Below are 13,446 nucleotides of genomic sequence, written 5' to 3' on the forward strand. Positions count from 1 at the left end.
CCTCAGGGCCGGGCCTGCGGGCCTTCCCATGCTGAGGTTGGAGAACATCACCAAGCGCTTTGGTCCCGTGGTGGCCAACCGCGGGGTGAGCCTCGAGGTGAAGAGGGGAGAGGTCCTGGCCCTCCTCGGGGAGAACGGGGCGGGGAAAACCACCCTGGTGAGCCTCCTCTACGGCCTTTACGCCCCCGATGAGGGGCGCATCCTCCTGGAGGGCCAGGAGGTGGTCATCCCCTCCCCCAGGGTGGCCCAAAGGCTTGGCATCGCCCTGGTGCCCCAGCACCCCGAGCTCGTGGAGGCCCACTCGGTGGCGGAGAACCTGGCCTTGGGCCTGGAGCTCCCCCCCTTTTTCTCCCGCCGGGCGCTTCTGAAGCGGCTCCAGGCCCTCCTCCAAGACCACCCCCTGGGGGTGGACCTACGGGCCCCCGTCCACCGCCTCTCCGCCGGGGAGAAGCAACGGGTGGAGCTCCTAAGGGCCCTCCTCTCCCGGCCCAAGGTGCTCATCCTGGACGAGCCCACCAGCGTCCTCACCCCCAAGGAGGCCGAGGACCTTTTCCAGGAGGTGCGGAGGCTTAAGGAGAGGGGCCTCGCCATCCTCTTCATCAGCCACAAGCTGGACGAGGTCCTGGACATCGCTGACCGCATCGTCGTTCTCCGGGCCGGGGAAAAGGTGGGGGAGGTGTGGCGGGCGGAGGCGGACAAGGGGCTCCTGGTGCGCCTCATGGTGGGCCGGGGGGTGGCCCCGCCCCCCAAGGCCCCGCCCCCCCGGGAGGAGGTGCTCTTGGAGGTGGAGAACCTCCTGGTTCCCCGGCACGGCTTTCCCCTGCAGGGGGTTTCCTTCGCCTTGCGGGCGGGGGAGATCCTGGGCATCGCCGGGGTGGCGGGAAGCGGGCAGAAGGAGCTCCTCGAGGCCCTGGCCGGCCTTCGCCCCTACCGGGGCCGGGTGCGCCTTCTGGGTAGCCCCATTCCCCAGGACCCGGCCCGGCTCTTCGCCCTGGGGGTGGCCCACATCCCCGAGGAACGGAGCACGGGCGTGGTGGCGGGGATGAGCGTGGCGGAGAACCTGGCCCTGCGCACCTATCCCCGCTACGCCCGGCGGGGGCTTCTGGACTACGGCCGCATGGAGCGGGACGCCGAAGCCTTGATGCGCCGCTACGGGATCCAGGCCCCCTCCCCCCGCGCTCCCGTGCGGTTCCTCTCCGGCGGGAACGTGCAGAAGGTCATCCTGGCCCGGGAGCTCAAGGAGGGTCCTAGGCTGGTTTTGGCCATGCATCCCACCTACGGGGTGGACGTGGGGGCGGCGGAGGAGGTCCACGGGAGGCTTGTGGACCTTGTCCGGGAAGGGGGAGCGGTGCTTTTGGTGAGCGAGGATCTAGACGAGATACTCTCCCTTTCCCACCGGGTGGCGGCCCTGTACCGCGGCCGCCTGGTGGGGCCCATTCCCCGGGAGGAGGCGAGCCGGGAGCGCTTGGGCCGGATGATGACGGAGGGGCGGGCATGAGGCTGGAGCTGGACCCAGCGCCTTCCTTGCGCAAGGTGGCCTTGACCTACGCCGCCTTTCTGCTCCTCGCCCTTTCCGCTTTGGCCCTCCTCTTCCTCGCCTACGGGGTTTCCCCCTTGCGGGCCTTGGGGATCCTCCTTTCCCCCCTGGCCGATCCCCTGGGGCTTTCCGAGATCGCCCGGCGGGCCATACCCCTGCTTCTCATCGGCTCCGGTCTGGCCTTCGCCTTCCGCGTGGGCTTCTTCAACATCGGGGCCGAGGGGCAGCTTCTTTTGGGAGCCGTGGGGGGGGCTTACGTGGCCCTCTTCCTTCCCCCGGGGCCCTGGACCCTGCCCCTCATGTTCCTCCTGGGGGGGATCTTGGGCGCCTCGTGGGCGGGCCTGGCGGCCTGGCTCAGGGTGCGCTTCGGGGCCAGCGAGATCCTCACCACGCTCATGCAGAACTACCTGGCCTACTACCTGGTGGTCTACCTGGTGGCGGGACCCTGGAAGGGGCGGATGGTCTTCGGCTTTCTCTACACCGACCGCTTCCCTGAGGCGGCGGACCTGCCCCGCCTTGGGGACACCTTGGTCCACTGGCCCACCCTCCTTCTGGGGGTAGGCGCGGCCTTGGCCTTGCAGGGGCTTCTTTTCCGCACCCCCCTGGGCTTTGCCCTGAGGGTCTTGGGGGAAAACCCTTCCGCGGCCCGCTACCTGGGCCTGCCCGCCGGGCGGCTTCTCCTCGTTGTGGGAGGGGTTTCCGGCTTCCTTTCAGGTCTCGCGGGGGTGGGGGAGGTGGCGGGGGTCCACCACCGTCTGCTGGAGCCCGCCCAGATCTCCTTGGGCTACGGCTTCACCGCCATCCTCGCCGCCTGGCTGGCCCGGGGACGCCCCCTTTGGGTCCTCCTCACCGCCTTCCTCCTGGGCCTCATCCTGGCGGGGGGGGACGCCTTGAAGCTGGCCCTCTCCATGCCCTTCCGGGTGGTGGACGTGGTCTCGGGGCTTTTCCTCCTGGCCCTGATCGGGGCCGAGGCCCTTAGCCGGCACCGGGTAGTTTGGAGGCGTTGATGGAAGAGGCCCTTTTGCGCGCGGTTTTCTTCGGCACCCCCATCCTCTTGGCCTCCCTGGGGGCCCTCCTCGCCGAGAGGAGCGGGGTGGTGAACCTGGGGGTGGAAGGGATCATGGCCTTAAGCGCCCTTTCGGCCTTCGCCTTGGGCCTCGAGGCCTCCCCCCTCCTGGGCCTCCTGGCGGGGGTGGGGGTGGGGGTACTGGGCGGGGTGTTTTTGGGGGTCTTCGCCGTCTCCTTGAGGGCCAACCAGTTCGTGGCGGGGCTCGCCGTGGCCGCTTTGGGCCTCGGGGCCTCGGGGCTTTTGGGGAAGCGCTACGAGGGGGTTCCCCTGGAAAACCCCCTATCCGAGGGAGGCTTGGCCCTCCTCGCCCTGGCCCTCGCCCTTCTCGTCCACCTCCTCCTTTACCGCACCCGCTTTGGCCTTTACCTGAGGAGCGTGGGGGAGAACCCCAAGGCGGCGGACCTCTTCGGCGTGGACGTGGACCGGGTGCGGTACGGGGCCCTGGCTTTGGGAGGCGGGCTCATCGGGATGGCGGGGGCCTACCTCTCCCTGGCCTACCGCCCCTCCTGGACGGACGGCATGACGGGGGGACTCGGCTTCGTGGCCATCGCCCTGGTGATCCTCGCCGCCTGGGAGCCCCTCCGGGCGGTCCTCGGGGCCTACCTCTTCGGCCTCCTCTTCTTCCTCCAGTTCCGCCTGCAGGGCAGTGTACCTATACCGAGCGAGGCCTTCGCCGCCATGCCTTACCTGCTGGTTATCCTTGTTCTGGCCCTCTCGGGGCGCACCCGGGCCCCCAAGGCCCTGGGGGTGCCCTTTGAGCGGGGGAGGTGAGGAGGATGCGGAGACTCTTGGCGCTTCTTTTGGTCCTGGGCCTAGGGCTGGCCCAGGGGGACAAGCTCAAGGCCTGCTTCATCTACGTGGGCCCCGTGGGGGACGCGGGCTGGACCTACGCCCACGACGTGGGCCGCAAGAAGGCGGAGGCGGCCCTGCCCTGGCTTGAGACCCGCTACGTGGAAAGCGTGCCCGAGGCCCAGGCCTTGCCGGTCATAGACCGCTTGGTGCGGGAGGGGTGCCGGGTGATCTTCGCCACCAGCTTCGGGTACGGGGAGGCGGTCCTCGAGGCCGCCAAGAAGTACCCGGACGTCCTCTTCGCCCACGCCACCGGCATCAAGCGGGCCCCTAACGTGGCCACCTACATGGCCGACTTCTACCAGGTCTACTACCTGAATGGCCTCGCCGCCGGGGCCCTCACCAAGACGGGCAAGGTGGGGTACGTGGCGGCCTTCCCCATCCCGGAGGTGAAGCGGCACATCAACGCCTTCGCCCTGGGGGTGCGGGCGGTGAACCCCAAGGCCCAGGTCCTGGTGCGCTGGATCAACGCCTGGTACGACCCGGCCAAGGCCCGGGAGGCCACGGAGGCCCTGCTTTCCCAGGGGGCGGACGTCTTCGCCTTCACCGAGGACACCCCCACGGTGATCCAGACGGCGGCCCGGAAGGGGGCCTACTCCTTCGGCCACTACACCCCCATGCTCAAGTTCGCCCCCGACCACGTGGTCTCGGGGCAGATCGTCCACTGGGAGGTCATTTACGTTGACTTCCTCAAGAAGGTGAAGGAGGGGATTTACACCCCGAAGAACCTACAGAACGTGGACTACTTCTGGCTCCTGCAGCACGGGGCGGTGGAGATGGGGGCGGACTACGGGGTGCCCATCAACCCCAAGCATGTGCCCCTCCTGAAGCAGGCCCAGATGAGCGTGGGGGGGAAGAAGGTGGCGGTCTACGACCGGATTATGGCCCTTCTGAAGGACATGTCCAGCCCCAAACCCACCTTTGACCCCTTCACCGGGCCCCTCCGGGACCGCAAGGGGGTGGAGCGGATCCCCGCAGGCCGGAAGGCGAGCCTCGAGGAGCTCCTTACCCTGGAGTGGGCGGCCCCCGGGGTGGTGGGGGACTGGCCAGGGGAGCCCAAGTAGGGTTACGAATCCCCCGCCCTGGGGGTACCAGGGCGGGGCGTTCTTGGTGAATCCTTCGCCTAAGTCCTGTGGGCTTTTTTTTACCGGGGCCCCCACGCTGGCGTACGCCAGCGTGGGGTGGGACTACAGGCTCCGGAAGACCTCCTCCAGGATCTCCAGCCCCATGGCCGCCTCCTCCCGGGTGAGGACGAGGGGCGGGGCGAGGCGGAGGGCGGAGGGCCCCGCGGCCAGGGTGAGGAGGCCCTTTTCAAAAGCGAGCCTTTGGGCCTTGTCCCGGAGGTCGGGCCGCTCCTCCTTTGGGCTTCCGAAGTCCAGGCCGATCATGAGCCCCCGGCCCCGCACGTCCCCCAGGAAGGGGAAGCGCTCCTGCATGCCCTTGAGCTCCTTTAGGAGGAAATCCCCTACCCGCGCGGCGTTTTCCATGAGGCCCCCCTCCAGGAGGTCCAGGGTGGCGTGGGCCGCCGCCGCCGCCACCGCCTGGCCGCCGAAGGTGGTGCCGTGGGCTCCGGGCCGCCAGCTCGCCAGCTCCTCCCGGAAGAGGAGGGCGCTGAGGGGGTACCCCGAGGCCAGCCCCTTGGCCAGCACGTAGACGTCGGCCTCCACCCCCTCGTGCTCCAGGGCGAAGAAGCGCCCGGTGCGCCCCGCTCCCGTCTGCACCTCGTCCGCCACCAGGAGGATGCCGTGGCGCTCCAGGAGGGCCTTGAGCCTTGGGAGGAAGCCCGCCGGGGGCACCACGTACCCCCCCTCGCCTTGGATGGGCTCCAGAAAGAAGGCCGCCACCTCCTCCGGCGGGACCACGGTGCGGAAGAGGTGCTCCAGGTGCTCCAGGACCGCATCCCCCACGTCCTTTGGGGAGGCCCCCAGGGGCGGGCGGAAGGGGTTGGGGAAGGGGAGGTGGACCACCCCGGGGAGGAGGGGGGCGAACCCCTTGCGGTAGGCGCTCTTGCTGGCGGTGAGGGAAAGCGCCCCTAGGCTTCTTCCGTGGAAGGCCCCGGTGAAGGCGATGAGGTAGGGTCTTCCCGTGTGGTGGCGCACGAGCTTGATGGCGGCCTCAATGCCCTCCGTGCCCGAGTTCCCGAAGAAGACCCGGTATTTCCCCCCGAGCTTGGCCGAGAGCCGCTCCGCCAGGGAAAGGGTAGGCTCGTGGGTGAAGTCGGAGAAGCAGACGTGGGCGAACCGCTCCGCCTGGGCCCGCACCGCCTCCACCACCTTGGGGTGGGCGTAGCCCGTGGTGTTCACGGCGATGCCCGCCATGAAGTCCAAAAACACGTTCCCGTCCACGTCCTCCAGGAAGACCCCCTGGCCCCGGGCGGGGACGAAGGGGTAGGGCCTGCCGTAGGAGGGGGAGAGGACCCTCTCCCCCCGCGCGAGGAGTTCCTTGGCCTTGGGCCCCGGGAGGGGCGTGCGCACCATGGGCTTCATACGCCGCCAGTCTACCAGGGCCTCCCTCGCCTTCCCAGGCCAACTTTATGCACTCTTCTGCGGGTTTTTACCTGAGGAGGCCGAGCCTTTCCAGGTGGGGCCGGGCGTAGAAGAGGGTGAGGGCGGTGGAGGCGTCCTGGATCTCTCCCGCCTCCAAGAGGGCGTAGACCTCGGCCAGGGGAAGCTCCAGGGGCTCCAGGAGTTCTCCGTCCTCGAGGCGGGGCTCGGCCACCACCTCGGCCCCCAGGGCTAAAAAGGGGTGGAAGACCACGGCGGTGAAGGAGGGCTGGGGGTGGAAGGGGGGAAGGGGCAGGACCTCCGCCGCCACCGCCCCCACCTCCTCCAATAGCTCCCTCCTGGCCGCCTCCTCGGGGGCTTCCCCGGCGTCCACCTTGCCCGCGGGGATCTCCAGGAGGAACTTCCCCGTGGGGTGGCGGTACTGGCGGATGAGGAGGGCGGTGCGCTCTTTGGTGACCGGCAGAACGAAGCTCGCCGCCACCGGTCCCGGGCGGTAGACGTAGGTGAGCTCCTTCCCGGTGTGGGTCCTGAGCCTTTCCCGCACCAGGCGCACGGGCTCGGAGAGGATCTCCTCGAGGGCCAGCCGCTCCCAGGGGCTCATCGCGTCATCCGCTCGATCACCCGCCGCACCTTTTCCCCGGGGGCTTTGGGGCCTAAGGCCTTGGTCACCGCCCCGATGGCCGCCAGGGGGGTCTTGAACTGGGAGAAGTCAACGTGCTCCCGGATCCAGGCCTCCAGCTCCTCCTCGCTCATCTCCTTTGGAAGGAAGCGGTCCAGAAAGGCCACCTCAAAGGCGTTGCCCTGCTCCAAGGCGATCTCCTTGAGGGCCTTGAGCACCTTCACCGCCTCCTCGTCGGGAAGGGGCTTGCCATCTCCCTTGCGGTCCAGCTCGGCCTTCACCACCCGGGCGAAGTCCAGGGTCTTCTGGTCCCGGGCCTTCATGGCCTCCTTGATGGTCTCCTTGAGGGCTTCGTAGATGGTCATCCCCCTTCAGTTTAGCGGGTACAATCCCCTCCATGTGGGCGCTCCTTTCCGTTTGGGACAAAAGGGGCCTTTTGGACTTCGCCCGGGGGCTCTTGGGCCTTGGTTATAAGCTCCTCGCCACCGGGGGGACCTACCGGGCCCTGAGGGAGGCCGGGCTTCCCGCCACCTACATCTCCGAGTTCACGGGCTTCCCCGAGGTGCTCTCGGGCCGGGTCAAGACCCTCCACCCCAAGGTCCACGCCGCCCTCCTCGCCCGGCCCGACCAGGAGGAGGAGCTTAGGGCCTTGGGCCTGGAAAGGATCGGGGTGTTGGCGGTGAACCTCTACCCTTTCCGCGAGACCGTGGCCCAGGGAGCCTCCTTCCTCGAGGCCCTGGAGCAGATAGACATCGGGGGGCCCGCCATGCTTCGGGCGGCGGCCAAGAACCACGAGGCGGTCCTCCCCGTGTGCGACCCCGAGGACTACCCCAGGGTCCTGGAGGCCTTGAGGACGGGGCCTTCCTCGGAGTTCCGCCGGGAGCTTGCCCGCAAGGCCTTCGCCCACACGGCGGCCTACGACGCCGCCATCGCCGAGTGGCTCTCCGGGGAGAGGTTCCCCGAGGAGAAGTTCCTGGTCCTCAAGCGGGAGGCCCCCTTGCGCTACGGGGAAAACCCCCACCAGGAGGCGGCCCTTTACCGGGTGGTGGGGGAGGGGGGGCCCCTCCTCGAGGCCCGCGTCCTCCAGGGCAAGGCCATGAGCTTCAACAACTACCTGGACGCCGAGGCCGCCTGGAACCTGGTCTCGGAGTTCGCCGAGCCCGCCTGCGTGGCCGTGAAGCACCAGAACCCCTGCGGGGTGGCCCTGGGGAAGACCCCCTTGGAGGCCTACCTTAGGGCCCACGAGGCCGACCCCGTCTCTATCTTTGGAGGGATCGTGGCCTTTAACCGCCCCGTGGACGGCCCCACCGCAAAGGCCCTGGGGGAGGTCTTTTTGGAGGTGGTCCTCGCCCCGGGCTTCACCCCGGAGGCCCTGGAAGCCCTTTCCCGCAAGCGGAACCTGAGGCTCCTCGAGGTCCCCTTCCCCGCGAAGGGCCCCTACCTGGACCTGAAGCGCATCCGGGGCGGGGTGCTCCTCCAGGACGCCGACACCGAGGACCCCGCAAGCCCCAAGGTGGTCACCCGGCGGGCCCCCACCGAGGCCGAGTGGCAAGACCTCCACTTCGCCTGGAGGGTGGTGAAGCACGTGCGCTCCAACGCCATCGTGGTGGCCAAGGAGGGGAAGACCCTGGGCATCGGGGTGGGGCAGACGAGCCGCCTCCTTGCCGCGGAGCACGCCCTAAAGGCCGCGGGGGAAGGGGCGAGGGGGGCCGTCTTGGCCTCCGACGCCTTCTTCCCCTTTGACGACGTGGTGCGCCTCGCCGCCTCCTACGGCATCGCCGCCGTCATCCAGCCTGGGGGGAGCGTGCGGGACGAGGACTCCATAAAGGCGGCGGACGAGGCGGGGGTGGCCATGGTCTTCACGGGCGTGCGCCACTTCCGTCACTAGCGAGCTTGGCCCCTTCCCTGAGGCGCCTGTGGGCCTCCTTGAAGCCCACGAGCTTCCGGCTTTCCTCGTCGTGGAGGTGCATGTCGGCGAAGGCGATTTGGAAGGCGTCCTTGAGGGTCACGGTGGGGGCCACCTTCACCAGGTCCACCTCCTCCTGCACCTTGGGCAGGAGGTAGTTGGGGATCTTGGGGGCCAGGTGGTGGATGTGGTGGAAGCCGATGTTCCCGGTGAGCCACTGCAGGACCTTGGGGAGCTTCAGGTAGGTGCTCCCCTCCATGGCGGCCTTGAGGTGCTCCCAGCGGGGGTCGTGCTCCCAGTAGGCGTCCTCAAACTGGTGCTGCACGTAGAAGAGGAAGATGCCCACCATCCCGGCGAGGTACTGGATGGGGAGGTAGACGAGGAGGAGGGTCTTGAGGCCGAAGCCCAGGTAGATGCCCACCCAGAGGAGCACCAGGAAGAGGTTGGTGAGGGCCACGGAGTTCCGCACCGAGGGCCTGTCGGCCCCGTAACCCAGGGGGAGCCGGTAGGAGAGCATGAAGACGTAGACCGGCCCGATGAAGAACATCACGAAGGGGTTGCGGTAGACCCGGTACTTGAACCTTTCCCAAGGAGTGGCCTTCAGGTACTCCTCCAGGGTCATGGTGTAGATGTCCCCCACGCCCCGCTTGTCCAGGTTGCCGCTCGTGGCGTGGTGGCGGGCGTGGGAAAGTTGCCAGTAATGGTAGGGGACCAAGGTAAGGACCCCGGCGAAGAAGCCCAGGAGGTCGTTCATCCACTTCTTGGGGAAGAAGGAGCCGTGTCCGGCGTCGTGCTGGAGGATGAAGAGGCGCACCAGGAAGAGGGCCGCCACCAGGTCCAGGGCCAGGGCGAGGAGGAGGGAGTAGGCCAGGGCCTTGTGGGCCAGGTAGAAGAGGGCGAGGAGGGGGAGGAGGGTGTTCGCCACCTGGCGGAGGCTTCGGGCCGTGTGGGGCTTGGTGTAGGGCTTGATGAGGGGGATCCAGTCCTTGGGCTCTACTTTTTTCATCGCCATCCCGCGCTTTTAGAGCGCACCCTATGGTAGGGCCTCGTCCCATGAGGCGGGTGAGAAGGGTGGCGCGCTCTGGCCAAAGCTGGGCGCCCGCACCTTGAGATGCCCAAGCTTGGGATGTGGGAAAGCGCTTTTGGGGCCCCCACCGCGGCAAAAGCCGCGGTGGGGTACCTAGCGGGGCTTGAGGCGCTCCTCCGAGTCCAAGAGGAGGGTCACGGGGCCCTCATTTACCAGGTGGACCCGCATGTGGGCCCCGTAAACCCCGGTTTCCACGTGGACCCCTTGGGCCAGGAAGGCCTCAATGGCCGCCTCGTAAAGCCTTTTGCCCTGGTCGGGGGGGGCGGCCTGCAGGAAGGAGGGGCGGTTCCCCTTGCGGGTGTCGGCGTAGAGGGTGAACTGGCTCACCAGAAGCACCTCGCCTCCCACGTCCAGGAGGGAGAGGTTCATCTTGCCCTGGGGGTCGGGGAAGACCCTCAGGTTCACGATCTTGCGGGCGAGGTAAAGGGCGTCCTCCGGGGTGTCCCTCTGCCCCACCCCCAGGAGGACGAGGAGCCCGAGGCCGATCCTCCCCACTACCTCGCCCTCCACCTCCACAAAGGCCTCGGAGACCCGCTGCACCACGGCCCGCATCCCTCACCCCCTGGGCCCGGCGAAGAGGGCCACGGTGCCGGGCCCCGTGTGCACGCTCACCGCCGCCCCCGCCTGGAGGGTGGCGAGGACCTCCACCCCTTCGGCCTGCACCCGCCCTTTCAGGGCCTCCGCCCCTTGGGGGTTTCCGGCGTGGGCCACGTAGACCAGCCCGCCCTCGGGGAACTCCTGGCGGAAGAGCTCGGCCACCTTGCGCAGGCCTTCCGTGAAGCCCCGCGCTCGAGGCCCCGCCTCCACCGCCCCTTCCTTGACCAAGAGGACGGGAAGGATGCGGAGAAGGCTGCCCATAAAGTGTTGCAGGCCCCCGATGCGCCCCGAGCGGTGGAGGTAGGTGAGGGTCCGGGGGAGCACGTACCCCCGCACCTTTTGACGGTAAGGGGCGAGGGCCTCTTCCAGCCTCTCCCAGACCACCCCTTTCCGAAGGAGCCGCCGGGCCTCCTCCGGGGAGAGGCCCAGGGTGGAGTTGGCGGCGAAGGCCACGCTAGAGGCTGTAGGCATAGAACCCGTAGGTGCCGGGGCCGGTGTGGCTGGCGATCACCGCTCCCAGCTCGCTCACCAGGGCTTCCTCCACGGGAAGCCCGGAGGAGAGGACCCTTTCCTTGAGCTCCTTGACCGCCCCCTCCTCGGCGCTGTAGAGGAAAAAGGCCCGGATGCCCCCCTTGTCCTTCGCCCAGGCGCGAAAGTCCTCGAGGATCGCCTCCCGGGCCTTTCTTTCCCCCCGGGCCCGGCCTGCGGTCTCCACCCGGCCCTCCTTGAGGGTGAGGATGGGCTTGATCTGGAGGAGGGTGCCCAGGAGGGCCTGGGCCCCGCCGATGCGCCCGCCCCGCCTGAGGAACTCCAGGGTGGCCACGGTGAAGCGGACGAAGTGGTCCTGCCGGATCCTATCGAGCTCCGCCACCACCTCTTTGAGGTCCCGGCCCCCGTCCAAGAGCTCCTTGGCCCTCAAGACCATCATCCCGATACCCAAGGAGGCGGCCTGGCTATCAAAGAGGGTGATCCTGCCGGGGAACTGGCTTGCCGCGAGCTCCGCCGACTGCAAGGTGCCCGAAAGCTTGCTGGAGATGTGGATGGAAAGGACGTGGTCCGCTTCCTGAAGGGCCTCGGCGTACGCCTTGGCGAAGTCCTCGGGGGAGGGCTGGCTGGTGCTGGGGAAGCCTTCGCCGGAGCGCACCCTCCGGAAGATCTCCTCGGGGGTTATTTCCTCCCAGTCCCGGTACACCCGGCCGCCCAGGTTCACGTAAAGGGGAACCGCCCGGATGCCCAGGCGCTCCCGAAGGGGCTTGGGCAGGTCGGCGGTGGAGTCGGTTACCAGGGCTACCTTCATGGACCTCCTTTTGCTCCGGCCTAGGATACCACAGGGGTCCGGTGTAGTGTACCGGGAGCCTTGCCCCAAGGGCTTTCCCCGTGCTAGGGTCAAGGGTATATGTGGCGGGTGCTGGTTTCCGACGAGATGCGGCTTGGGGACCTGAAGTACCCCGGGGTGCTCCTAGACTACCGGCCAGGGATCGGCCGGGAGGAGCTTCTTGAGGTCATTCCCGCCTACGACGCCCTCATCACCCGAAGCCGCACCCAGGTGGACGCCGAGCTCCTCAGGCGGGGGAAGCGGCTTAAGGTGGTGGGCCGGGGCGGGGTGGGGGTGGACAACGTGGACCTCGAGGCGGCGAGCCGCCTGGGCATCCTGGTGGTGAACGTCCCCGAGGCCAACACCCGTTCCGCCGCCGAGCTCGCCTTCGGCCTCCTCCTCGCCGCGGCCCGGGGCATCGCCCTCTCCGACCGGAAGATGCGAGGGGGGGAGTGGGACCGGAAGTTTTTGGGGGTGGAGCTAAAGGGGAAGACCCTGGGGATCGTGGGCTTGGGCCGCATCGGGGGGCAGGTGGCCCGCTTCGGCAAGGCCTTTGAGATGCGGGTCCTGGCCTACGATCCCTACATCCCCAAGGCCCGGGCGGAAAGCCTCGGGGTGGACCTTCTGGAGAGCCTCGAGGACCTCCTCCGGCAGAGCCACTTCCTCACCCTGCACACCCCCCTCACCGAGGAGACCCGGGGGATGATCGGCCGGAGGGAGCTCTACCTCCTTCCCCGGGGGGCGGTGGTGGTGAACGCCGCAAGGGGCGGCATCGTGGACGAGAAGGCCCTCCTGGAGGTCCTGGAGGAAGGCCACCTCTTCGCCGCGGGCCTGGACGTCTTCGCCGAGGAGCCGCCCCCCAAGGACCACTCCCTCATCCACCACCCCAGGGTGGTCCACACCGCCCACCTGGGGGCGAACACGGTGGAGGCCCAGGAAAGGGTGGGGGAGGCCATCCTGGAAAGGGTGGTGCGCACCCTGGAGGGGGACCTCTCCTACGCCCTGAACACCGGCTTTGACCCCGAGGCCCTCGAGGCCCTGCGGGGCTTCCTGCCCCTGGGGGAGGCCTTGGGGAAGCTCCTCGCCCAGATCACCCGGGGAAGGCCCCAGGCCCTAGAGGTGCGTTTCCTGGGCCAGTTTGAGAAGGACCCCGAGCCCGTGGCCAGCGCCGTGGCCAAGGGGCTTCTCTCCCGGGTTCTGGGGGAGGGGGCGGTGAACTTGGTCTCGGCCAGGCCCCTCCTCAAGGATCGGGGCATCCACCTCACCACCCTGCGCTCCGAGGAGGCGGGGGAGTACACGAGGCTTTTGGAGGCCAGGCTCACCACGGACCAGGAGGAGCGCCGGGCCCGGGGGGTGGTGATCGGGGGGAAGCCCCGCCTGGTGGGCATTGACGACTACGCCCTGGAGGTGGTGCCCGAGGGGTACATGCTGGTCTGCGTCAACTACGACCGCCCGGGGGTGGTGGGCCAGGTGGGGACCCTCCTCGGCGAGGCGGGGGTGAACATCGCGGGGATGCAGCTCGGGCGGGACGTGCCGGGCGGCCGGGCCCTTTTCGTGCTCACCGTGGACCAGAGGCCTACCCTCGAGGTCCTGGAGGCCCTGAGGGCCCTGCCGGTCCTGGAGCGGGTGGACGTGGCGGAACTCTAGGGGCGGGGGTTGAAAAGCCCGCTCCCTTTAGAGGAGAATAGCGGCACGAGCGCAGAAAATCGTGAAGTATATCACTTGCGCTTCCCGAAGGCGTACACCAGCTCGTCCGCCTTGCGCACCACGAGGAGCAAAGCCGTCCGTCCCATCCCGTCCTTCAGCAGGTACTTGGTGCGGGTTTCCCCGTCCACCACCTTCTCCTCCTGGCTTTCCAGGAAGTAAGAGGCTGTCGTAAAAGGGTGGTATCCTTAAGGGGTGACTCTCAGACGATCTTACCCCAGCGACCTCAGCGATGCGGAGTGGGCCCTCCTGGAACCCC

Annotated in this window: 12 protein-coding genes and 1 pseudogene; 6 read left to right on the forward strand and 7 right to left on the reverse strand. The window is 68.5% G+C overall.

Going from position 1 to position 13,446, the window contains the following annotated elements:
* The first annotated feature begins 28 nt into the window (after positions 1 to 28).
* Genes ABJK26_RS00750 through ABJK26_RS00765 form a run of 4 tightly spaced genes read left to right on the forward strand, consistent with a single transcriptional unit; the run spans position 29 to position 4,519 of the window.
* Complete coding sequence (locus ABJK26_RS00750) at positions 29 to 1,498, forward strand: ABC transporter ATP-binding protein (protein ID WP_347240274.1); 1,470 nt, start codon at positions 29 to 31, stop codon at positions 1,496 to 1,498.
* Positions 1,495 to 2,544, forward strand: a complete 1,050-nt coding sequence (locus ABJK26_RS00755) for an ABC transporter permease (protein ID WP_347240275.1) — start codon at positions 1,495 to 1,497, stop codon at positions 2,542 to 2,544. Before ABJK26_RS00750 ends, ABJK26_RS00755 begins: the two co-directional genes overlap by 4 nt.
* Complete coding sequence (locus ABJK26_RS00760) at positions 2,544 to 3,377, forward strand: ABC transporter permease (RefSeq protein WP_347240276.1); 834 nt, start codon at positions 2,544 to 2,546, stop codon at positions 3,375 to 3,377. The genes ABJK26_RS00755 and ABJK26_RS00760 overlap by 1 nt, the downstream gene beginning before the upstream one ends.
* A 5-nt stretch (positions 3,378 to 3,382) precedes the next feature.
* Positions 3,383 to 4,519, forward strand: coding sequence for a BMP family ABC transporter substrate-binding protein (locus tag ABJK26_RS00765; protein ID WP_347240277.1), 1,137 nt, complete (start codon positions 3,383 to 3,385; stop codon positions 4,517 to 4,519).
* A gap of 123 nt (positions 4,520 to 4,642) precedes the next feature.
* On the opposite strand, the gene ABJK26_RS00770 is transcribed toward ABJK26_RS00765, so the two are convergent.
* The 3 genes from ABJK26_RS00770 to ABJK26_RS00780 form a co-directional block, all read right to left on the reverse strand.
* Complete coding sequence (locus ABJK26_RS00770) at positions 4,643 to 5,941, reverse strand: acetyl ornithine aminotransferase family protein (RefSeq protein ID WP_347240278.1); 1,299 nt, start codon at positions 5,939 to 5,941, stop codon at positions 4,643 to 4,645.
* Positions 5,942 to 6,008: 67 nt separating this feature from the next.
* On the reverse strand, positions 6,009 to 6,560 hold the full coding sequence (locus tag ABJK26_RS00775; RefSeq protein ID WP_347240279.1) for an NUDIX hydrolase: 552 nt from the start codon (positions 6,558 to 6,560) through the stop codon (positions 6,009 to 6,011).
* Positions 6,557 to 6,943, reverse strand: a complete 387-nt coding sequence (locus ABJK26_RS00780) for a hypothetical protein (RefSeq protein ID WP_347240280.1) — start codon at positions 6,941 to 6,943, stop codon at positions 6,557 to 6,559. The genes ABJK26_RS00775 and ABJK26_RS00780 overlap by 4 nt, the downstream gene beginning before the upstream one ends.
* Positions 6,944 to 6,975: 32 nt before the next feature.
* Between ABJK26_RS00780 and purH the strand changes: the two genes are divergently transcribed.
* A complete protein-coding gene (purH, locus tag ABJK26_RS00785) occupies positions 6,976 to 8,466 on the forward strand; it encodes a bifunctional phosphoribosylaminoimidazolecarboxamide formyltransferase/IMP cyclohydrolase (RefSeq protein WP_347240281.1) in 1,491 nt (496 codons plus the stop codon).
* Here purH and ABJK26_RS00790 read toward each other — a convergent pair.
* The 4 genes and pseudogenes from ABJK26_RS00790 to ABJK26_RS00805 all read right to left on the reverse strand — a co-directional run bounded on the left by ABJK26_RS00790 (position 8,438) and on the right by ABJK26_RS00805 (position 11,465).
* On the reverse strand, positions 8,438 to 9,490 hold the full coding sequence (locus ABJK26_RS00790) for a fatty acid desaturase (protein ID WP_347240283.1): 1,053 nt from the start codon (positions 9,488 to 9,490) through the stop codon (positions 8,438 to 8,440). The genes purH and ABJK26_RS00790 overlap by 29 nt on opposite strands.
* Before the next feature lie 174 nt (positions 9,491 to 9,664).
* Positions 9,665 to 10,123 (reverse strand): D-aminoacyl-tRNA deacylase, encoded by a 459-nt coding sequence (dtd, locus tag ABJK26_RS00795; RefSeq protein WP_347240285.1) that lies wholly within the window; start codon positions 10,121 to 10,123, stop codon positions 9,665 to 9,667.
* A gap of 3 nt (positions 10,124 to 10,126) precedes the next feature.
* Positions 10,127 to 10,618, reverse strand: a pseudogene (locus tag ABJK26_RS00800) (DegV family protein); the annotation flags it as partial.
* A gap of 4 nt (positions 10,619 to 10,622) precedes the next feature.
* Positions 10,623 to 11,465, reverse strand: coding sequence for a DegV family protein (locus ABJK26_RS00805; RefSeq protein ID WP_347240287.1), 843 nt, complete (start codon positions 11,463 to 11,465; stop codon positions 10,623 to 10,625).
* A 99-nt stretch (positions 11,466 to 11,564) separates the two neighbouring features.
* Between ABJK26_RS00805 and serA the strand changes: the two genes are divergently transcribed.
* A complete protein-coding gene (serA, locus tag ABJK26_RS00810; RefSeq protein WP_347240289.1) occupies positions 11,565 to 13,130 on the forward strand; it encodes a phosphoglycerate dehydrogenase in 1,566 nt (521 codons plus the stop codon).
* The last annotated feature ends 316 nt before the right edge of the window (positions 13,131 to 13,446 follow it).

It is taken from the genome of Thermus sp. (assembly GCF_039793865.1).
In the GTDB taxonomy this organism is placed as follows: Bacteria; Deinococcota; Deinococci; order Deinococcales; family Thermaceae; genus Thermus.

Bases quoted from the DNA above. Each gene is read 5' to 3' on its own strand.
- ABJK26_RS00790 (WP_347240283.1), bottom strand. From the start codon at position 9,490: ATGAAAAAAGTAGAGCCCAAGGACTGGATCCCCCTCATCAAGCCCTAC.
- purH (WP_347240281.1), top strand. From the start codon at position 6,976: ATGTGGGCGCTCCTTTCCGTTTGGGACAAAAGGGGCCTTTTGGACTTC.
- ABJK26_RS00750 (WP_347240274.1), top strand. From the start codon at position 29: ATGCTGAGGTTGGAGAACATCACCAAGCGCTTTGGTCCCGTGGTGGCC.
- ABJK26_RS00755 (WP_347240275.1), top strand. From the start codon at position 1,495: ATGAGGCTGGAGCTGGACCCAGCGCCTTCCTTGCGCAAGGTGGCCTTG.
- ABJK26_RS00775 (WP_347240279.1), bottom strand. From the start codon at position 6,560: ATGAGCCCCTGGGAGCGGCTGGCCCTCGAGGAGATCCTCTCCGAGCCC.
- ABJK26_RS00760 (WP_347240276.1), top strand. From the start codon at position 2,544: ATGGAAGAGGCCCTTTTGCGCGCGGTTTTCTTCGGCACCCCCATCCTC.
- dtd (WP_347240285.1), bottom strand. From the start codon at position 10,123: ATGCGGGCCGTGGTGCAGCGGGTCTCCGAGGCCTTTGTGGAGGTGGAG.
- ABJK26_RS00770 (WP_347240278.1), bottom strand. From the start codon at position 5,941: ATGAAGCCCATGGTGCGCACGCCCCTCCCGGGGCCCAAGGCCAAGGAA.
- ABJK26_RS00765 (WP_347240277.1), top strand. From the start codon at position 3,383: ATGCGGAGACTCTTGGCGCTTCTTTTGGTCCTGGGCCTAGGGCTGGCC.
- serA (WP_347240289.1), top strand. From the start codon at position 11,565: ATGTGGCGGGTGCTGGTTTCCGACGAGATGCGGCTTGGGGACCTGAAG.
- ABJK26_RS00780 (WP_347240280.1), bottom strand. From the start codon at position 6,943: ATGACCATCTACGAAGCCCTCAAGGAGACCATCAAGGAGGCCATGAAG.
- ABJK26_RS00805 (WP_347240287.1), bottom strand. From the start codon at position 11,465: ATGAAGGTAGCCCTGGTAACCGACTCCACCGCCGACCTGCCCAAGCCC.